A 19,161-nucleotide genomic window follows, 5' to 3' on the forward strand; every position below is an offset into this window, starting at 1 on the left:
GCGAAACGCGCCGTCGTCTCGCGGATCATCCGCGCGCTCTCGCCAAGCGCAAAGTCAAAGTCTGGGGTCGCGCGCATGGCGGTTCTCTCCTGGGTCTATCGCGGGTCGGCCGATCGCTACCTCGGCCGACGCCACGCATTAGACCCGAAACACCGCCGGAAGCCAGTCGAGCGTGAGAAATTTTATTGCGCGGTCAACAAAGAAACGATCACTCCCCAGTCGACGAACTTGAAGTTTTGCGCGGCTGGCGCGTTGTCACCGTCCTGCGCGACGAAGAGGCCGCGCGGGTAGGCATCGCCGAACGATCCGGTCGCGAGTTCGATACCGTCGGTCTCGCTGGTCGCGCCCAGGGAACCGGCGGCGATGCGAAAGCGACCGACGGGATCGCCCGTGGCGAGGTCGAACACGGCATAGGCATTGTCGCCCTGGCTCGACGCGATCAGCCAGGACCTGCCCTCGCCCCGATCGATCGCAAGTCCTTCGACGTCGGCGACGAGGCCGTCGGCGACACCGACCTCGGCAAAGCTCTGCGCCCCCGGCTGAGGCTGCGACAAGTCGAACCGCCAGATGCCGACGTTCTCCTCGCCGAGGTAGAGGTTGCCGGTGACATCGTCGACGACGCAGCCTTCCGACTGCGTGGCGACCTTCATCGAGCGAAGATAGCGCGGCGCGATCGCGCCCGCGTTCTCGACGAGCGCGGTTTCGGCGACTTCGCCGTCCTTCATCACCACATAGGCGCGCGCCAGTTCGCCTTCGCCCAGCGCCTTGCCCATACAGAAGCCGTAGGCCTCCGCGGGGCCGTGTGATTCTGGCAGGAACGGATGAGCGCCAAGCTGCGTGAGCCTGGCGCTCCGGCCGTCGAGCAGAAACAGGGCGATCCGTGGCCGGGCCGGGTCGGTCCGGTCGCTCGCCGCGACGAGAATGCGCCCGTCCCCGAGTTCACGCAGATCGACATTGTTGAGCGCGCCCGCCGCGACGAAATCGCGGGTCTTGCCATCGAGGCCGTAGACGTAGAGCCCCGCTTTCTTGTCGGTCCCGAGCACGAGGCTCGCGGCTGGATCGGCGGCGTTGCGCCAGATCGCCGGATCGTCGGCCGCATCCGCCTTGGCCGTGCCGACCGGGGCCGTCTCGCCTTTGGCGACTATGTCGACGGCGGGCAGGGACACGCCCGCCGTCGACCCGGCGGTGGCGCATCCGGATACGCACGCCGCTAGAGCCAGAAGAGCACTCGATCGCATTTGAAAAAACGGCTGCATCAGAACGTCATCCGCGCGCCGAACTTGAAGGTCGGGCCGTACTTCTCATACTGCAGGAGCTGCTGACCGCCCCCGTTGTTCTGATAGGCGAAGTACTTGGCGTTGTTCACGTTGATCCAGTCGGCAAAGAGGCGAATCTGGTCAGTGAGCCGGTACTTGGCCGAGATGTCCACCTGGAAATGGTCGTTGACGATGCGATCCTCGCCGGGATCGCCGCCGATCTCGTCGAGATAGGCGTCGCGATATGTGCCCGCGACGCGCAGCGTGAAAGGCCCCTTGTCGTAGCCGAGCACCGCGTTGAACGTGTTCTTCGAATTGCTCGGCAGCCTGATCTTGCGGCCATCGAACAGTTCACCTTCCGACCAGGTGTAGGTGTAGTTGAGCTGGGTCAGCAGCCCGTCGAATGGCGCAGGCAGCATGGTGAACGCCTGGCTGAAGCTCGCCTCGATACCGGCGACCTCCGCCTTGCGGCCGTTGATCGGGATCACCGCCTCATCGAAGGCAATGCCGCGATAGACGCCGTTGTAGGGTGCGTCGTCTGCTTCGTACTCGGCCTCGACGATGAAGTTGTCGATGGTCTTGTAGAAGCCGCCCAGCGAGACCGCGCCGTTGCCAGAGAAGTAATAGGCGACGTCGGCATCGATGTTCCATGCCTTGTAAGGCTTGAGATCGGGGTTGCCGAACTCGCCCTCGCGCTCGTTGTCGTCGTTCTGCTCGACCGCGAAGCGCGGGGCGAGCGCGGACAGCTTGGGCCGCACCAGGCTCTTGTAGCCCGCGAGGCGCAGGACGAGATCCTGTTTCGGCTCGAAGCGAAGCGTGAGGCTGGGCAGCCAGTCCTCGTACTTGCGGCGGAACCGGACCGGCTCGATGAACACCGTGTCGTCCTCGAGTTCAACACCGTCGACCACCGCGCCTTCCTCGGCGAGCGTGACCGTGTTGCCGTCGATCACGTTCTTGGTGCGCTCGTAACGTACGCCGCCGATTACCCGCAGCGTCGAGGTTTCCCACTTGCCGAGCAGGTAGGCCGCGACGATGTCCTCACTGACCGCGTAATCCTCGACCGCCGAATCGAAGATGCTGTCGATCTCCTGGAATTCGAACGCATCGAAGTTGTCGTGGAAGTAGTCGGTCGCGCCGGTGTAGCTGGGAACCGGCTCGAGCACGGTGAAGCGATAGGTCTGCTGGCCGAGCACATCGGCCAGCGTGAGGTCGTCGTTCTCGTAGAATTCGACGGTCTTGTCGTAGGTCTTGTCGCGCCAGCGCGCCTTGGCGCCCGCCTGCACGGTAAAAGTGCCGCCGGCCATCGCGAACTCGCGCGCGATATCACCCTTGAGCGCGTATTCCTCGTCCTGCGAACTCGACAGCGCGGTGTATTCGATGTCGTCGAGTTCGTACTGGCCGGGATCGATGAACAGCCCGTTGTTCGAGGTCACGTTGAACAGCGGCAGGCGGCGATCGGAGTAGTCGAGCGTGACGCCGAAGCCCTCGTCCTCGAACTTGCGTTCGAACTTGGCCGGGTCGACCGAGCCGTTCTCCTTTTCGGAGGATTTGGCCCAGCTCGCCGACCAGTTGAACTTCCAGGTCCCGGTGTCGGTGTCGCCGCCGAGAACAAGCGAGCGGATGCGCTGACGTTCGAAGCGGTCCTTGATGTCGCGCTCGACCTGAATCTCGCCGTTGGAGTCCTCGAACACCGCGGTGTCGGCGGTGCCGCCGACCGGCGCGGAGTCGCCGAAATCGAAGCTCAGCCGGCGGCGGTATTCCTGGTCGTCGAACTGGCTGAAATTGCCGCGTGCATAGAGCGTGGTCGTATCCGAGGCGCGGAAGTCGATCGACATGGCGGCACTGATGCGCTCGCGCTCGACATCGTAGTCGCGGTACTGGAGATCCTCGGCGTAGGCGACGCCGTCCTCTTCTTCCCAGTCGTCGGCCTCGACGTTGTCGGTCTCGAACTTGCGCTTGTAGTACGAGAGGCCGCCGGCGATCCCGAGATTGTCCGAAAGCTTCGTCGAGAAGTCGACGCTGCCCTTGGGCGTGACCACGTTGGCGTAGTCGTTGTAGCTGCCCTCGATCTTGGCGGCGTAATAATCCTTCTTGCGGTCGAAGGCGCTGGTGGTGTTGATCTCGATCGAGGCGCCGATGGTGTCGGCGTCCATGTCGGGCGTGAGCGACTTCTTCACCACGATGGATTCGATGATGTCCGACGAGATGACATCGAGCGCTACCGAACGCACGTCGGATTCAGGCGCGGGCAGGCGCACGCCGTTGAGCGAGGTCGAGTTGAGTTCGGGGTCGAGACCGCGAACCGAGACGAAGCGGCCCTCGCCCTGATCGTTGAGGATGTTGATACCGGGAAGGCGGCGCAGCGATTCGGCGACGTTCTGGTCGGGGAACTGGCCGATCGCGTCGCGGGTTAGCACGCTTTCCACGCCGTCGGCGGCGCGCTGGCGCGAAAGCGCGCTGGCCTGGTTCGCCGCCGGCCCGACAACGAGAATGTCCTCGCCGCCGATGCCCTCGAGCGCGAAGTCGGCCTCGACGATGCCGGCCTCGGTCACCGTCACCCTGCGGGTCATCGCCTCGGCGCCGACGTAGCGCGCTTCGACGGTGTAGGTACCCGCCGGAACGTCGGCGAAGACGAAACGCCCGTCGCGGTCGGTGTGGGTTACACGGTCGAGTTCGACGATGCGGACCGTCACGGCCTGAAGGGCGCGAGTCCCGGTCGAATCGACCGCGCTTCCGGCCAGTTCACCGGCGTGCGCCAGGCCGGGAAGCGCGGCGGCGGACGCGAGCAGTGCGACCGCCAGCGCGCGGCGCGAATTGCGAATGTTCATCGGTTGAGCCCCTCATGCGATTTGTTGGGGGCGCGTCTAGGTGCGCTCGATGACACTTGCGTGCCAATCGAATGACAGACTCGTGACGGTCACCCGATCGGGCGCCGAACCGCTTGAATCGGGACGATTAGGATTTTCTTCGCAGGCGCGGAATCAGCCTTGCCGGACAAAGAGGCTGGCCAGCTCGACGTGCGTCGACCAGCGGAACTGACCGACCGGACGCAGCTCGGCAAGACGATAGCCGCCCTCCTGAAGCGTCGCGGCATCACGTGCCCAGCTCGAGGGATTGCAGCTCACGTAAACCACGCGCTCGACGCGGCTCGCGGCGATCTGTGCCACTTGCTCACGCGCACCGGCGCGCGGCGGGTCGAGCAGCACCGCGGCGAAACGGTCGAGTTCCTCGGTCCGCAGCGGGTTGCGGAACAGGTCGCGGTGAAGCGCATGGACCGGGCGCTGCGCCCTGCCCGCCGCCGCCTTGCAGGCAAGATGCGGCTCGCGCGCCGCCTCGGCGGCAAGCACCCTGGTGCCGGGGCCAGCGAGCGCGAAGGCAAAGGTGCCGAGCCCAGCGAAGAGGTCAGCCACGGTGGCCGCGCCCGCGAGCCATTCGCGCGCTGCGCCGACCAGCACGGCCTCGCCGTCGGCGGTCGCCTGGAGGAACGCGCCGGGCGGGAGCCCGACCGGAACCGCCGAGAGAGTCACCGTCACCGGATCGGGCTCCCACAGCGCCTCTGGACCGAATCCCTGGTCCAGCGTCAGGCGCGCGAGCGCATTGTCGCGCGCGAAGTCGAGCATCGCCTCGGTCGCCTCCAGGCCTTCGACCGCGAGCCCCTTGACGGCAAGGTCCACTCCCTGATCGCACAGCGTCATCTCGAGATCGGCCGCGAGCCGCTTGCCGCGCTGCCCCGCGAGCAGCCTGCGCAGCGGCGCGACCATGGTGAAGAGCGCGGGATGCAGCGCCGGACACTCGGCAAGGTCGACGATGCGGTGCGATCCGCCCTCGCGGAAGCCGAGCACGACCCGCCCGCCGATGCGCTGCGCGTGCAGCGTGGCGCGGCGGCGGGCCTGCGGCGGCGAAAGATGTGCGGCGCCAAGCGTCGCCACAGCGAGCCCCTGCCCTTCGGCGGCGTTGCCGACCCGCTCGGCGACAAAACGCGCCAGCGCCGTCTCGTCAAGGTGCTGGAGCTGGCAGCCGCCACACTTGCTGAAATGGCGGCAGGGCGGCGCGGCGTGGTGCGGACCTTCGATGAGCGTGCCGTCGGCGAGCAGCATGTCGCCCGGCGCGGCGCCAGCCACGTGGCGGCCGTCAGCCGTGACGCCGTCGCCCTTGGCGGCGACGCGAACGATACTGCCGGGTTCGTTCACAGGCAGGCGGCGAGCGCGGCGGGAAGCGCGGCGACGAGTTGGATCGCGCTGAAGCCCGGCGGGCACCGGCGCGCGGCTTCGGCGTGGAGCCAGATGCCTTCGCAGGCGGCGTCGAAAGGATCGCCCCCAGTCGCCGCGCGGCTGGCGATGACGCCGGCGAGCACGTCGCCCGTCCCGGCGGTCGAAAGCCAGCTCGTCGCGCGCGGCGCGCAGGCGAGGCGTCCGTCGGGCGCGGCGACGATCGTATCGGGGCCCTTGGCGACCACGATCATCCCGCTCGCGCGCGCCAGAGCCGCCGCGCGCTCCACTTTCGAGCCGCTGCCCGGAAGATCGAAGCCGCGTTCCAGCGCGACGAGTTCGCCTTCGTGCGGCGTTGCGATCGTCGCCGCCTCGCGCCCCGCGAGACTGCGCGGGCCGAGCAGGACCAGCGCATCGGCATCGGCGACGACGGTCGCCGCATCGGCGAGCGCGGTCGCGAGCCGCTCGCGCGCCTTTCCGCCGCGACCGAGCCCGGGGCCCACCAGCACCGCCGAATTGCGATCGTCGGTGAGCACGTCCGACAGCTCGCCGGTATCGACCACGAGGTCGAACGGCGCGCCGTCCGCGCACTCGGCGAACAGCTTCACGTAACCGGCGCCCGCGTGCTGCGCGGCGGTGCTCGCCAGCATGGCCGCACCGGGCATGGCGCCGCCGACCACCGCGAGCAGGCCGCGCCGGTACTTGTGCGAATCCGCTTCGGGAGCGGCGATGCGGGGGCGGCGGATGGTCTGTGCGGCCCCAGGCGTCGGCTTGACGCCGATCCCGACGAAACGCAGCGCCCCCATCGCGGCGGCAGCGGGCATCAGGAAATGAGCGAGTTTCCAGGCACCGAGCGCGACGGTGAGATCGTAGCGCGGCAGACCATCGTTGAGCGGCATGCCGCGATCGGTGTCGATCCCGCTCGGCAGGTCGATCGCGATCGCGTGGCGATGCGCGGCGGCGAGACGGCAGACGAGCGCCTTGTGCTCCTCGCCGAGCGCCCTGGTCTGTCCGCTGCCGAACAGGCAATCGACGAAGACTTCGCCCGACGCGGCCGCATCGGGGCCCAGCACGTCGCCGCGATAGAGCGAGCGGGCGTTGCGCGCCGCGTCGGTACCCGGTTCGCTCGCAGCGATGACCAGAACCTGTCCGCCCCGCGCGCGCAGCGTCTCGGCAATGACGTAGCCGTCGCCGCCGTTGTTGCCCGGTCCGCACAACACGGTGACCTTGTGGCGGCCGGCCATGCGCCAGACCCATTCGGCTGCGCCGCGACCGGCAAGGTCCATCAGCGCCTCGACGCTGGTCCCCGCGTCGATCAGCGCCTGCTCGGCCGCGCGCATCTGCGCGACCGTCAGGACCTGCTCACTTCCCCGCGGCACGCTTCGCAGTCACCGGAAAGAGATAGCGGTCCTCGCCCACGGTCACTGCGAGCTTGTCACCCTCGAGCGTGGTCTGCGCCTCATCCGCGCCGTCGGTGACGGCAAGGCCGCGTCCGTCGGAAAGCACGTCGAAGCGGCGGAAGGCCCCGTCGGGATGGCGCACGACGAGCGAGAGCTTGCCGTCGAGTTCGGAACGCTCGACCGCGCAAACCGGCTTCATCTCGCTCGCCCCGGCTACGGCGCAGGCGACGTGCTCCTCGCCCTCGGCGACCTCGGGCGCCTCCGATGCCGACGAGCAGGCTGCGGCGAACGCGAACAGAACCGGCGCGAGACGCTTCATGCGCTCAACCCCGCTTGAGCTGGCTGACATCACGCACCGCGCCGCGCGCGGCGCTGGTGGTCATCGCCGCATAAGCCTGAAGCGCGGCGGAGACGCGGCGCTTGCGCGGGTGGACCGGCTGCCAGGCGGCGTCGCCCTTCGCCTCCATCGCCGCGCGGCGCTGGTCCAGTTCCTCGTCCGGAATCGCGAGGTTGATCGTGCGGTTGGGAATGTCGATCACGATCGTGTCGCCGTTCTCGACGAGGCCAATCGCCCCGCCCTCCGCCGCCTCGGGCGAAACGTGGCCGATCGACAGGCCCGAGGTTCCGCCCGAGAAGCGCCCGTCGGTGAGGAGCGCGCAAGCCGCGCCGAGCCCTTTCGATTTGAGATAGCTCGTCGGATAGAGCATTTCCTGCATGCCGGGGCCGCCACGCGGGCCCTCGTAGCGGATCACGACGACGTCGCCCGCCTCGACCTGACCGCCGAGAATACCCGCGACCGCCGCGTCCTGGCTTTCGTAGACGCGCGCCTTGCCCGTGAACTTGAGGATCTTCTCGTCGACCCCGGCCGTCTTCACGATGCAGCCGTCGCGCGCGATATTGCCCGAGAGCACCGCGAGCCCGCCGTCCTTCGAGAAGGCGTGTTCGGCCGAACGGATCACACCGCCTTCCCGGTCGATGTCGAGGTCCTCCCAGCGGCGCGACTGGCTGAAGGCGGTCTGTGTCGGCACCCCGCCGGGCGCGGCGGCGTAGAATTCGCGCACGTCGCTCGAAGGCTGGAGCGCGATGTCCCAGCGCGCGATGGCCTCGCCGATCGACTTGGAGTGCACCGTCGGCAGGTCGCGGTTGAGCAGCCCCGCCCGGTCGAGTTCGCCCAGGATCGCCATGATCCCGCCGGCGCGGTGGACGTCTTCCATGTGCACGTCGGCCTTCGACGGCGCGACCTTGGACAGGCAGGGCACCTTGCGCGAGAGCCGGTCGATGTCCGCCATGGTGAAGTCCACGCCCGCTTCGTGCGCGGCGGCGAGGAGGTGGAGCACGGTGTTGGTCGAGCCCCCCATGGCGATGTCGAGGCTCATCGCGTTCTCGAACGCGCCGAAGCTGGCGATCGCGCGCGGCAGTACCGTCTCGTCGTCGCCCTCGTAGTGGCGTTGGCACAAGTCGACGACCTGGCGCCCGGCCTCGCGGAACAGCTTTTCGCGGTCGGCATGCGTCGCCAACATCGAACCGTTGCCCGGCAATGAAAGCCCGAGCGCTTCGGTGAGGCAGTTCATCGAGTTGGCGGTGAACATGCCCGAGCACGATCCGCACGTCGGGCAAGCCGAGCGCTCGATGCTCTTCACGTCTTCGTCGGAATAGGCCTCATCGGCGGCGGCGACCATCGCATCGACGAGATCGAGCGCGTGCTCCTTGCCCTTGAGCACGACCTTGCCCGCCTCCATCGGCCCGCCCGAGACGAACACGCAGGGAATATTGAGCCGCAGCGCCGCCATCAGCATGCCCGGCGTGATCTTGTCGCAGTTCGAGATGCAGACCATGGCATCGGCGCAGTGGGCGTTGACCATGTATTCGACGCTGTCGGCGATGAGGTCGCGGCTCGGCAGCGAATAGAGCATGCCGTCGTGGCCCATGGCGATGCCGTCGTCGACCGCGATCGTGTTGAATTCCTTGGCGACGCCGCCCGCCGCCGCGATCTCGCCCGCGACGAGCTGGCCAAGGTCCTTCAAGTGGACATGGCCCGGCACGAACTGGGTGAACGAGTTCACCACCGCGATGATCGGCTTGCCGAAGTCGGAGTCCTTCATCCCCGTCGCGCGCCAGAGTCCGCGCGCGCCCGCCATGTTGCGGCCGTGAGTGGTGGTGCGGGAACGATAGGCGGGCATTTCGCTAACTCCGATAGGTCTTTGCGCGCTCCCCTACCTTACACGCGCGGGCGACCGAAGCACAAAATCACCTATTCCGCGACCGCGAGCGCAACGTTCTTGCACACGCGGGTCATGCGTTCGGCCCATTCGGCCTGCCCCGCCGCGTCCGCGATGAGGTCCTGGCGGATCTCGATGTAGAGGTAGGGGCGGCCCTCGCTTTCGACGTGGCGCTCGATCGCGGCGTTGTAGATCTTGCCCGAATAGGGAAGCTGGTCGCCGACGACCAGTCCCTCGGCCGCGAGCAGCGGTTCGGCGAGGCGGGCGCCGCGATCGTCCTGGTCGTAGAGCAGGCCGCAGTGCCAGGGGCGCAGCTCGCCGGGCTTGCTGGCAAGGCGCGGGGTATAGCTGTGCAGGATTAGGGTCAGCGCGGGCGGCGCGGCTTCGAGCAGTTCGGTCAGCTTGGCGTGGAAGGGGCGGTGGAAGCGCGCCAGCCGTGCCTCACGGTCGATGCCGATGTTGCCGGGGATGGGGTGCCCGTCGCTCGCCTCGGGGATCGCGGCGGGATCGGCCTCGGTGCGGTTGGTGTCGCAGACGAGACGGCTGACGTTGCCGAGCAGCGCGGCGGTGCCGGGCGTGCGCGCCATGATCGCGGCGACCCCGGCGACGCCGATGTCAATCGCGATGTGCTCGTCCATCAGCGCGGGATCGATGCCGAGCGCGATGTCGCCGGGGACGCGATTCGAGGCATGGTCGGCGACGATCAGCAACCCGCCCCGCGCGGGATCGCCGAGGAGGCGCCAGGCATCGGTCTCTTGGCTCAACGCAGGACTCCCGTCATCTGCCACCACCCGGATCGCACCTCGGCGAACCGCGCGGCCGCCGCATCGCGCGCCGCTATGTCGTCATAGAGCGCGAAGCAGGTCGCGCCCGAGCCCGACATTCTGGCAAGCCATGGCCCGGTCTCGCGCAGAGCATCGAGCACCTCTGCGATCGGCGCCGCGATGGCGGTCGCCGGCGCTTCGAGGTCGTTCCGGCCTGCCAGGGCGATGTGGCGCAGGTTGCCTTCGGGCAGCGGTCCGCGATCCTCACCGTCCCACGCTTTGAAGACCGGCCCGGTCGCGAGCGGAATGCGCGGGTTGACCAGCAGGACCGGCGTTCCGGCGAGGTCGTTGGCGACGGACGCGAGATCGGTGCCGGTGCCGGTGCCGATGCATGCCTCGCTGCGCACGCAGGCGGGCACGTCCGCGCCGAGCTTCGCGGCCCGCGCACGCCAGTCGTCGGGCAAGCCACGCGTGGCCTCGATCATGCGGAACACCGCGCCCGCGTCCGCCGAGCCGCCGCCGAGCCCCGCCGCGACCGGCAGGCGCTTGTCGAGTTCGACCGCCCAGCCCCGCCCGTGCGGCAGAAGGGTGAGAGCCTTCGCGACGATATTGCCAAACGGATCATCGAGTTGAGCGGCGAACTCTCCACGCATCATGATTTCGTCGCGCTCGGCCGGACGGGCCGTCAGACGATCGCCGTCATCGACGAAGGCGAAGAGCGTCTCGAGGTCATGGTAGCCGTCCTCGCGACGCCGGCGAACGTGCAGCGCGAGATTGATCTTGGCATAGGCGGTCTCCGCGATCGGGCGCCCGCTCATCGGCGGAGTTCCATTCAAACGGTCGCGTCGTACTTTGCCGAGGCCGCCTCGAAACTCATCACGGGCGCGCGGATGCTGCCGTCCCGACGGATGACGCCGCCGACGGGATCGATCGCGACAATTTCATAGGGCGCTTGTTCGGGGTCGATTCCGCTGATCACGACATCAAAAGTCCGCGCCGGCCCGCCATGCGGCACGAACCAGTGAATGTTGTCGCGCGGCGAGGACATCGCCGAAAGCATCCCCGTGGAGGCGACGTAGTCGCGGGTGGGGCGCACGATCATCGCCCCTTCCTCGTCGCCGACGCGATCGAAATTGCGGATGCGGAACGCGCCATCGACCACCAGATGCGCCGACACCATATTGCGGTGCCCGTGCGGGGTGATGACATTGCCCGGCGCGAAATCGAACAGCGCGGCGCCATAGCCGAGCTTGCGCGGCTGGCCCTAGCGCGCATACGGTGAAGGCGGCGAAACCCGCGGTCATCGCGCCGCGGCGAGTCAGTCCAAGGTCTTCGCCCGATCCGGCCGGAGCCCGTCGCCAGTCTTCCTCGCGCATAACCGACTCCTTCCGCTTGCTACATGTTCGGGTAGTTCGGACCGCCGCCGCCTTCCGGCGCAGTCCACACGATCTCCTGCCCCGGGTCCTTGATGTCGCAGGTCTTGCAGTGGACGCAGTTCTGCGAGTTGATCTGGAATTTCATCTCGCCGGTGTCCTCGTTCGCAACGTACTCGTAGACGCCCGCCGGGCAATAGCGCGTCGAGGGCCCGCCGTAGACCGGAAGCTCGACCGAGGTCGGGTATTCGGGGTCCTTGAGCACGAGGTGGCACGGCTGGTCCTCCTCGTGGTTGGTGAACGAGTACGAGACGCTGGTAAGCCGGTCGAAACTGATCACGCCGTCGGGCTTGGGATAGACGATCGGCTCGTAGAGGTCCGCCCGGCCCGTGGCGCGGTAGTCCGGGTGGTGCTTCATCGGCCTGGCGACGCCGAAACCGAACAGCGTGCGCAGCCACATGTCGGCGCCCGCCAGCACGGTGCCGAGTTCGCCGCCCCACTTCGCCACCAGCGGTTCGGCGTTCTGGACGAGCTTGAGTTCCTTGGCGATCCAGCTTTCGCGCACCGCCGCGTCGTATTCGTCGAGGCTGTCCTGCTCGCGGCCGGCCTTGATCGCGGTGGCGATCGCCTCGGCGGCGAGCATGCCGCTCTTCATCGCGGTGTGACTGCCCTTGATGCGCGGCACGTTGACGAAGCCCGCCGAGCACCCCGCGAGCACGCCGCCGGGAAACGCCAGCTTCGGCACCGACTGCCAGCCGCCCTCGTTGATCGCCCGCGCGCCGTAGGCCACCCGCTTGCCGCCCTCGAGGATCCCGCGAATCTCGGGGTGCTGCTTCCAGCGCTGGAATTCCTCGAAGGGGTAGACCCAGGGATTCTTGTAATCGAGCGCGACGACGAAACCGAGCGCCACCTGATTGTTGGCCTGGTGGTAGAGGAAGCCGCCGCCCCAATTGTCGCTTTCGGACAGCGGCCAGCCCTGGGTATGGATCACCCGGCCCTGCTCGTGCTTGTCGGGATCGATATCCCACAGCTCCTTGATGCCGATCCCGTAGGTTTGCGGCTCACAATCCGCATCAAGTTCATACTTCTGTTTCAGTTGCTTGGTGAGATGACCTCGTGCGCCTTCGCAGAAGACGGTGTACTTGCCGAGCAATTCCATGCCCGGCTGGTAGTCAGCCTTGTGGCTGCCGTCGCGCGCCACGCCCATGTCGCCGGTGGCGACGCCGGTGACCCTGCCCTGCTCGTCGAACAGAACTTCGGACGCGGGGAAGCCGGGAAAGATCTCGACCTCGAGTTCCTCGGCCTTCTCGGCCAGCCAGCGGCAAAGATTGCCGAGCGAGCCGGTATAGTTGCCGTGGTTCGACATGAACGGCGGCATGATGAAGTGCGGCATCGCGTGCCTGGAACCCTTGGTGAGATACCAGTGCCAGTTGTCGGTCACCGGAGTCTCGGCCATCGGGCAGCCTTCGTCCCGCCAGTCGGGCAACAGCTCGTCGAGCGCCTTGGGATCGAGGACCGCGCCCGACAGGATATGCGCGCCGATCTCCGAACCCTTTTCCAGAACGCAGACGCTCAGTTCCGGATCGACTTGCTTGAGCCGGATCGCGGTCGAGAGACCGGCCGGGCCTCCGCCGACGATCACGACGTCATAGGGCATGGATTCACGTTCGGTCATGGGCCTTCTGGTCCTGTTCTCGTGACTTTCATTGCGCAACAAAGCTCGCAAGTGCCTTGATTGGTGGAGTGCGGCAGGTCAAGACCCGCAGCATGACCGTGGGGACAAAACCCGACCTTGCCCGACAATTCGCGGCGGCGCTCGACTGGTGGCGCGAAGCGGGCGTCGATTGCGACTTCGCCGATGCCCCCGCGCCCTGGCTCGCCGCGCCTGCCGACGACGCCGGGACGGAGGGGGCGGGAGACATGCGCGGCGGCGGCCAGTCCGAGACGCCGCGCGTGCGCGCGCCAGCGGACCGCCCCGCTGCCGCCATGCTCGAACCGGAGGCCCTGCCGAAGGACTTCGCCGCGTTTCGCGACTGGTGGCTCAGCGAGCCCGCACTCGATGAAGGACGCACGGGCCGCCGCGTGCCGCCGCGCGGCGAAGCGAAGGCGCGGCTCATGGTGCTCGTCCCCGAGCCCGAGCGCGAGGATCGCGAAACGCTGCTCTCCGGCCCGGAGGGCACCCTGCTCGCGGCGATCGCCGAGGCGATGGGCCTCGCGGCGAATGCGATCTACGTCGCCAGCGTATTGCCGCGCCACACGCCGGGCATCGACTGGCGCGGCGCAGATCTCGCGCCTCTTGCGCAAGTCGCCGCGCATCATATCGCCCTTGCCGCGCCACAGCGGCTGCTCGTGCTGGGTTTCAACATCTTGCCGCTACTTGGCCACGAACTGCCGCAACGCGCTGCCGTTTTACGCAGCTTTAACCAAGAAGGCATGACGATACCCATGCTTGCCGCTAGAGGACTGGGTGGCATGAGCGATCGCCCGGCCTGGAAGGCCGCCTTGTGGAAGGCTTGGCTCGAATGGGGCTCGGACGATACCGCGCACGAAGCAGGGTGACATTTGGAACATGTCCGGGGTCAAGGATCAGGGAATACCGAAATTGCATACCGTCATCAGGAAAGCTTTGCTGGCCGCCTGCTGCGCCGCACTCGCGGGCCCGGTGCCGGCCTACGCCAACAGCGCCGCGGTCGACTATTTCCGTAACCGCGCCGACCGCAGCGCGGTTCCCTCGCTGCTCAGCCACGATGACCGCGCTTACTACCGCGCGGTGTTCGACGCGATCGAGCGCAAGGACTGGGTCAAGGTCCAGCAGATGTTCGCCGATCGGCCCGATGGTCCGCTCCATCAGCAGGCCCGCGCCGAATACTATCTCGCCGCCGGCTCGCCCAAGATCGAGTTGCCGGAGCTGGAAGCCTGGCTGGCCAAGAGCGCCGATCTCCCCGAAGCCGAACAGATCGGCCGCCTCGCGCTGAAGCGCGGCGCGGCAAGCCTTCCCCAGTTGCCCGCGGAACAGCAGTTCGCGCGGCTTCCCGCGATCGCCAAGCGTATCAAGCCGGCCACGATCAACGACGGGACCATGCCGGCGGGGATTTCCGCGAGCATTCTCGACCGTATCAAGAACGACGATCCGCTGGGTGCGCGTACCCTGCTCGACGGTATCGAGGCCTCGCTCAGCCCGTCCGCGCGCGCCGAGTGGCGCCAGCGCGTGGCATGGAGCTTCTATATCGAAAATCAGGACGCCCCGGCCTACGAACTGGCGCAGCGCGCGACGCAGGGCACCGGCCCCTGGGTCGGCGAAGCGTGGTGGACCGCCGGGCTCGCCGCCTGGCGCCTGGGCGACTGCGACGGCGCGGCCGACGCCTTCCGCAACGCAGCCGCGCGCTCGACCAACGATGAGCTGACTTCAGCCTCCTACTACTGGCAGAGCCGCGCGCTGGTGCGCTGCCGCAAGCCCGAGCAGGCCGCCGCCGTGCTGAAGATGGCCGCCAAGCGCGACGAGACGCTCTACGGCATGCTCGCCTACGAGAGCCTCGGTCTCAAGGTTCCCGAGCAGCACCACGGCGCCGATTTCGCGCAGTCCGACTGGCAGCAGCTTCGCGGCGTCGAAAACGTGCGTACGGCGGTCGCGCTCAACGAGATCGGCGAGCCGGGCCTTGCCGACGAGGTGCTGCGGCACCAGGCGCGGATCGGCAATCCCGCGCAGTTCGAGCCGTTGAGCCGGCTGGCGCGCGACATGGGACTGCCCTCGACCCAGCTCTGGATGGCCTACAATGCCCCTTACGGCGGCAAGCCCGAGCCCGCGACGCGCTTTCCCACGCCGAAGTGGACTCCGGTTGACGGCTGGAAGGTCGATCCCGCGCTGGTCTACGCCCATGCGCTGCAGGAATCGGTATTCCGCGCCAGCGTCGTCAGCCCCGCCGGCGCGCGCGGGCTGATGCAGATCATGCCCGCCGCGGCCCAGGATCACGCGGGCACGCTCGGCTACACCGGCAATGCCAACGATCTCAACAAGCCGGAAGTCAATCTCGCCTTCGGCCAACGCCACTTGCAAATGCTCCAGAGCGCATCGGGTACGCAGGGGCTGCTGCCAAAGGTCATGGCAGCCTACAACGCCGGGCTGGTCCCGGTCACGCGCTGGAACAGCGAGGTCAACGACCAGGGCGATCCGCTGCTGTGGATGGAATCGATCCCATACTGGGAGACGCGCGGCTACGTGAACATCGTCATGCGCAACTACTGGATGTACGAGCGGCAGGCCGGCGGCGATTCGGAAAGCCGCATGGCGCTCGCGCAGGACATGTGGCCGACTTTCCCCGGTTTAGCCGGCTCGCAAGGCGTGCGCATGGCGGCGAACGGAGCTGTCCTGCGTGGCCATTGACGAAACGCGCGAGTTCAAGCCCGTCGCCATCGCCCTGCTGACCGTCTCGGACACCCGCACGCCCGAAGACGACACTTCGGGCGACATCCTCGCGGAGCGGATCAAGGCCGCCGGACACAAGCTCGCCGCGCGCGCGATCGAGCGCGACGATGCGATGCGCATCGCGAGCCGCCTCAACAACTGGATCGACGACCAGTCAATCGATGCCGTCGTCACCACCGGCGGCACCGGCCTCACCGGCCGCGACGTCACGCCCGAGGCGCTCGACCGCGTCAAGGAAAAGGACATTCCCGGCTTCGGCGAGCTGTTCCGCTGGCTCAGCTACCGCACCATCGGCACCTCAACGGTGCAGTCGCGCGCGCATGCCGTGGTCAGCCGCGGCACCTATATTTTCGCGCTGCCCGGCTCGAACGGCGCGGTGAAGGACGGCTGGGACGGCATCCTCGCCGAGCAGCTCGACAGCCGCAACCGCCCATGCAACTTCGTCGAGCTGATGCCGCGCCTGCGCGAGAGCTGAGCGTGACTGTCCGCAGCGAGGATTGGCAGGCGTAGACGTGGCCTCGTCATCGCGGGCGGGGGCGATATAGAGATCCGTTGCCCCGAGCGCGAACGGCGGTTGCAATTTCGTTCTCTTTATGTTCTTTCCGCGCGATGCCAAATCGAGCAGCGAATCACGGCCGGGGCGCGCAGTCCGGCGCGCCTTCGAGCCGCTTCGGCCTTGCGGCGCGCGAGGCGGACGGCGACTGGCTCGATGTGCACGACTCGGTGGACGGCCCTGTGGAAAACCTGCGGACAAGTGTCACCATCGAGCATCCGCGCACGATCCTGAGCTTCAATGGCTCGCCCGACATTCCCTTCGACCGCTCGATCAACGCCTACCGGGGCTGCGAGCACGGCTGCATCTACTGCTTCGCCCGGCCGACCCACGCCTATCACGATCTCTCGCCGGGGCTCGACTTCGAGACGAAGCTTTTCGCCAAGCCGGACGCAGCGCGGCTACTGCGCGCCACGTTGGCCAAGCGCGGCTACGTCCCCGCACCGATCGCGATGGGCACCAACACCGACCCCTACCAGCCGATCGAGGCGCGCTACCGCATAACCCGCGAGGTACTCGAGGTCTGCCTCGAGACGCGCCATCCGGTGACGATCACGACCAAGTCCGACCGCGTGTTGCGCGATCTCGATCTGCTCGTCGAGATGGCCCGAGCGAACCTCGTCTCGGTGGGAATCTCCGTAACCAGCCTCGATCCTCGCCTGTCGCGCCGGCTCGAACCGCGTGCCGCCTCACCCGCCAAGCGGATGGCCGCGCTCGGCAAGCTGGCAGAGGCAGGCGTGCCCTGCCACATCTCGGTCGCGCCGGTGATCCCCGCGATCACCGACCACTTCATCGAGGCGATCCTCGAGGAGGCGGCCGCGCGAGGCATAAGCGCGGCGACCTGGATCATCGTGCGCCTTCCCCACGAAGTCGCCCCGCTGTTTCGCGAATGGCTCGAAACCCACTATGCCGATCGCGCGGGCAAGGTCATGGCGACGATCCGCTCGATGCGCGGCGGGCGTGACAACGATCCGAACTTCGGCACGCGGATGCGCCCCGACGGCGTCTGGGCCGATCTCTTCCGCAAGCGCTTCCGCCTCGCGATGAAGCGGCACGGCATGGGCCAGCCCGCCGTGCCGCTCGATTGCACGCGGTTCCGCCCGCCCTCGCTCGACGGACAACTCTCGCTTCTTTAGGCCGAGGGGAGCCCCTGCCGCGGTCTCGAAAACCGCGACGGACAAGCATGCTTGCCCCGCGCCGCCTTGTCTTCTCGCACGCGCGGCGCTCTTGTCGGCGCCAGAAACCGACGCAGGAGCAAACCGTCATGACCAGCGCCGACGCCCCGATCCGCGTCGAAACCCAGGGCCCGATCGAGGTGCTCTCGCTCAACCGTCCCGAAGCGCTCAACACGCTCGACGAGCCCATGGCCTTCGCACTCCGCGACTATTTCGCCGGGCTGTGCGAGCGGACCGAGGTGCGCGCGGTGGTGCTGCGCGCGGAAGGACGCGCGTTCTGCGCCGGGCTCGATCTGGCGGGGTGGGAGAACGATGGTTCGCGCGGCACGCTACAGCATTACTGGCGGCTCCAGCGCACCATCGCCGGGATCATCGAACGGATGCGCGCCTGTCCGCAGCCGATCGTCGGTCTCGGCCACGGCGCCGCCTGCGGCGCGGGCTTCTCGCTGCTGCTGGCGAGCGACGTGCGCTACGGCACGCCAGACCTCAGGATGAACGCGGCCTACATCAAAGTCGGCCTGGGCGGCTGCGACCTTGGCTGCAGTTACTTCCTGCCGCGCCTCGTCGGCGCCTCGGTCGCCAGCGAATACATCCTCACCGGCAGGTTCATGGACATGCGCAAGGCGCTCGCCTGCGGCCTGGTCAGCGAGGAAGTGGCGGCCGACGAACTGCTCGACAGAGGCCTCGCGCTTGCGGGCGAGATGGTCGCCAATGCCCCAATGGGCCTGCGCCTCACCAAGGAGGCGCTCAACCGCAATCTCGATGCACGCTCGCTGTCCGACGCAATGGCGGTGGAAGACCGCCAGCAGGTCATGATGCTGATGAGCGAAGATTTTTCCGAAGCCGTCGCCGCCTTTCGCGAAAAGCGCACGCCGATCTACCGCGACCGCTAGGGCGGGGCACGGCGGGGCAAAAAAGAAAACAACAAAGATTAAGTCGCATTACATTTTTCGGGAAACCGGATCGCATCCCGGGTGTTTTACCTCGCAACGACCAGGTGAACCCGAGGAGGAAATACCATGGCCGAGGAACATATTACTACCGTCGAGGGGGACGCCGAGCGCGCGCCCGCGACGCATACGACGATCATCCGCGAAGGCGAATCGCGCAGCGGTGGCGGTGCCGGCGTCATCATGGCGCTGGTCCTGCTCGTGGCCGTTGTTGGTGGCATCTACCTGTTCAGCCAGACGTCCTCCAGCGAGGCGGCCAAGGACAATGCGATCGCCAGCGCCGCCAACGAAGTCGGCGACGCGGCCAATTCGGTCGGGAACGCGGTCGATACCGCGACCGACAAGATTTCGAAGCAGTAAGACAAACTCACCCGACAGCCAAAGGGTCGCTGGGCTGTAGGCCCCGTTCACCCCGCCGGGGAACGGGGCCTTTTTAATGGCGGGGGCGTTCTGACGGAGATCCACGCTCCGGCCAATCTTGTCGCCACGGCGAGGGCACGTCGGCCTGGATTTCCCGACGCAGCCATCGTGTCGGCGCCTCCTGACAAGCCGGCGATGGGTTTGCGACGGCCTTAACCACGTTCCGTTACCGGTCACACTGGCGATGCGCGTCACGTTTGTCCCGCGGCATCCGCACAGACGGGGGCGAGCTTGATGCTCGCGCCCGGGCCGGCGGACCGGTCCCGAATGTGGTCGTCGATTTACCGATGCCGACAAAATAGTCACAATGCGCTGGTCAGAAATCTTAATCAGTTTCGAGCTAGTCGTCCGTGAACAATGCGATTTTGGCTCTGGGACGGCGCAGGGCCATTCGCGGCGGGCTGTGGCGAGCTGTTGTGG

16 protein-coding genes are annotated in these 19,161 nt (G+C 67.4%); 6 read left to right on the plus strand and 10 right to left on the minus strand.

Going from position 1 to position 19,161, the window contains the following annotated elements:
• Positions 1–182: 182 nt before the first annotated feature.
• The 10 genes from B2G71_RS23125 to B2G71_RS23170 form a co-directional block, all read right to left on the minus strand.
• A complete protein-coding gene (locus B2G71_RS23125; protein ID WP_098109018.1) occupies positions 183–1,238 on the minus strand; it encodes a phytase in 1,056 nt (351 codons plus the stop codon).
• 17 nt (positions 1,239–1,255) lie between these two features.
• A complete protein-coding gene (locus B2G71_RS23130) occupies positions 1,256–4,084 on the minus strand; it encodes a TonB-dependent receptor (RefSeq protein ID WP_098109019.1) in 2,829 nt (942 codons plus the stop codon).
• Positions 4,085–4,237: 153 nt separating this feature from the next.
• Positions 4,238–5,446 (minus strand): class I SAM-dependent RNA methyltransferase, encoded by a 1,209-nt coding sequence (locus B2G71_RS23135; RefSeq protein WP_098109020.1) that lies wholly within the window; start codon positions 5,444–5,446, stop codon positions 4,238–4,240.
• Entirely contained in the window at positions 5,443–6,843 is a 1,401-nt protein-coding gene (locus B2G71_RS23140; RefSeq protein WP_098109021.1) for an NAD(P)H-hydrate epimerase, read from the minus strand. The genes B2G71_RS23135 and B2G71_RS23140 overlap by 4 nt, the downstream gene beginning before the upstream one ends.
• Complete coding sequence (locus tag B2G71_RS23145; protein ID WP_098109022.1) at positions 6,827–7,183, minus strand: hypothetical protein; 357 nt, start codon at positions 7,181–7,183, stop codon at positions 6,827–6,829. The genes B2G71_RS23140 and B2G71_RS23145 overlap by 17 nt, the downstream gene beginning before the upstream one ends.
• A gap of 4 nt (positions 7,184–7,187) precedes the next feature.
• Positions 7,188–9,044, minus strand: coding sequence for a dihydroxy-acid dehydratase (gene ilvD / locus B2G71_RS23150; protein WP_098109023.1), 1,857 nt, complete (start codon positions 9,042–9,044; stop codon positions 7,188–7,190).
• Positions 9,045–9,115: 71 nt separating this feature from the next.
• Positions 9,116–9,847 (minus strand): N-formylglutamate amidohydrolase, encoded by a 732-nt coding sequence (locus tag B2G71_RS23155; protein WP_098109024.1) that lies wholly within the window; start codon positions 9,845–9,847, stop codon positions 9,116–9,118.
• On the minus strand, positions 9,844–10,665 hold the full coding sequence (locus B2G71_RS23160) for a 4-(cytidine 5'-diphospho)-2-C-methyl-D-erythritol kinase (RefSeq protein WP_098109025.1): 822 nt from the start codon (positions 10,663–10,665) through the stop codon (positions 9,844–9,846). The genes B2G71_RS23155 and B2G71_RS23160 overlap by 4 nt, the downstream gene beginning before the upstream one ends.
• A gap of 14 nt (positions 10,666–10,679) precedes the next feature.
• Entirely contained in the window at positions 10,680–11,027 is a 348-nt protein-coding gene (locus B2G71_RS23165; protein WP_098109026.1) for a hypothetical protein, read from the minus strand.
• A 215-nt stretch (positions 11,028–11,242) separates the two neighbouring features.
• Entirely contained in the window at positions 11,243–12,895 is a 1,653-nt protein-coding gene (locus B2G71_RS23170) for an electron transfer flavoprotein-ubiquinone oxidoreductase (protein ID WP_098109027.1), read from the minus strand.
• 92 nt (positions 12,896–12,987) lie between these two features.
• Between B2G71_RS23170 and B2G71_RS23175 the strand changes: the two genes are divergently transcribed.
• From B2G71_RS23175 to B2G71_RS23200, 6 genes are all read left to right on the plus strand, one after another.
• Positions 12,988–13,779 (plus strand): hypothetical protein, encoded by a 792-nt coding sequence (locus B2G71_RS23175; RefSeq protein WP_098109033.1) that lies wholly within the window; start codon positions 12,988–12,990, stop codon positions 13,777–13,779.
• Between the two features lie 70 nt (positions 13,780–13,849).
• Positions 13,850–15,601, plus strand: a complete 1,752-nt coding sequence (locus B2G71_RS23180; RefSeq protein WP_240530326.1) for a lytic transglycosylase domain-containing protein — start codon at positions 13,850–13,852, stop codon at positions 15,599–15,601.
• Entirely contained in the window at positions 15,591–16,118 is a 528-nt protein-coding gene (gene moaB / locus B2G71_RS23185; RefSeq protein ID WP_098109029.1) for a molybdenum cofactor biosynthesis protein B, read from the plus strand. The genes B2G71_RS23180 and moaB overlap by 11 nt, the downstream gene beginning before the upstream one ends.
• Before the next feature lie 134 nt (positions 16,119–16,252).
• Complete coding sequence (locus tag B2G71_RS23190; RefSeq protein WP_098109030.1) at positions 16,253–17,332, plus strand: PA0069 family radical SAM protein; 1,080 nt, start codon at positions 16,253–16,255, stop codon at positions 17,330–17,332.
• Between the two features lie 128 nt (positions 17,333–17,460).
• On the plus strand, positions 17,461–18,264 hold the full coding sequence (locus tag B2G71_RS23195) for an enoyl-CoA hydratase/isomerase family protein (RefSeq protein ID WP_098109031.1): 804 nt from the start codon (positions 17,461–17,463) through the stop codon (positions 18,262–18,264).
• Between the two features lie 126 nt (positions 18,265–18,390).
• Positions 18,391–18,681, plus strand: a complete 291-nt coding sequence (locus tag B2G71_RS23200; RefSeq protein ID WP_098109032.1) for a hypothetical protein — start codon at positions 18,391–18,393, stop codon at positions 18,679–18,681.
• Positions 18,682–19,161 lie beyond the last annotated feature (480 nt).

Source organism: Novosphingobium sp. PC22D (assembly GCF_002556635.1).
Taxonomy (GTDB): domain Bacteria; phylum Pseudomonadota; class Alphaproteobacteria; order Sphingomonadales; family Sphingomonadaceae; genus Novosphingobium.

Coding starts and splice junctions, on each gene's coding strand:
- B2G71_RS23125 (WP_098109018.1), bottom strand. CDS start 1,238: ATGCGATCGAGTGCTCTTCTGGCTCTAGCGGCGTGCGTATCCGGATGC.
- B2G71_RS23130 (WP_098109019.1), bottom strand. CDS start 4,084: ATGAACATTCGCAATTCGCGCCGCGCGCTGGCGGTCGCACTGCTCGCG.
- B2G71_RS23145 (WP_098109022.1), bottom strand. CDS start 7,183: ATGAAGCGTCTCGCGCCGGTTCTGTTCGCGTTCGCCGCAGCCTGCTCG.
- ilvD (WP_098109023.1), bottom strand. CDS start 9,044: ATGCCCGCCTATCGTTCCCGCACCACCACTCACGGCCGCAACATGGCG.
- B2G71_RS23160 (WP_098109025.1), bottom strand. CDS start 10,665: ATGAGCGGGCGCCCGATCGCGGAGACCGCCTATGCCAAGATCAATCTC.
- B2G71_RS23165 (WP_098109026.1), bottom strand. CDS start 11,027: ATGGTGTCGGCGCATCTGGTGGTCGATGGCGCGTTCCGCATCCGCAAT.
- B2G71_RS23170 (WP_098109027.1), bottom strand. CDS start 12,895: ATGACCGAACGTGAATCCATGCCCTATGACGTCGTGATCGTCGGCGGA.
- B2G71_RS23175 (WP_098109033.1), top strand. CDS start 12,988: ATGACCGTGGGGACAAAACCCGACCTTGCCCGACAATTCGCGGCGGCG.
- B2G71_RS23190 (WP_098109030.1), top strand. CDS start 16,253: ATGCCAAATCGAGCAGCGAATCACGGCCGGGGCGCGCAGTCCGGCGCG.
- B2G71_RS23195 (WP_098109031.1), top strand. CDS start 17,461: ATGACCAGCGCCGACGCCCCGATCCGCGTCGAAACCCAGGGCCCGATC.
- B2G71_RS23200 (WP_098109032.1), top strand. CDS start 18,391: ATGGCCGAGGAACATATTACTACCGTCGAGGGGGACGCCGAGCGCGCG.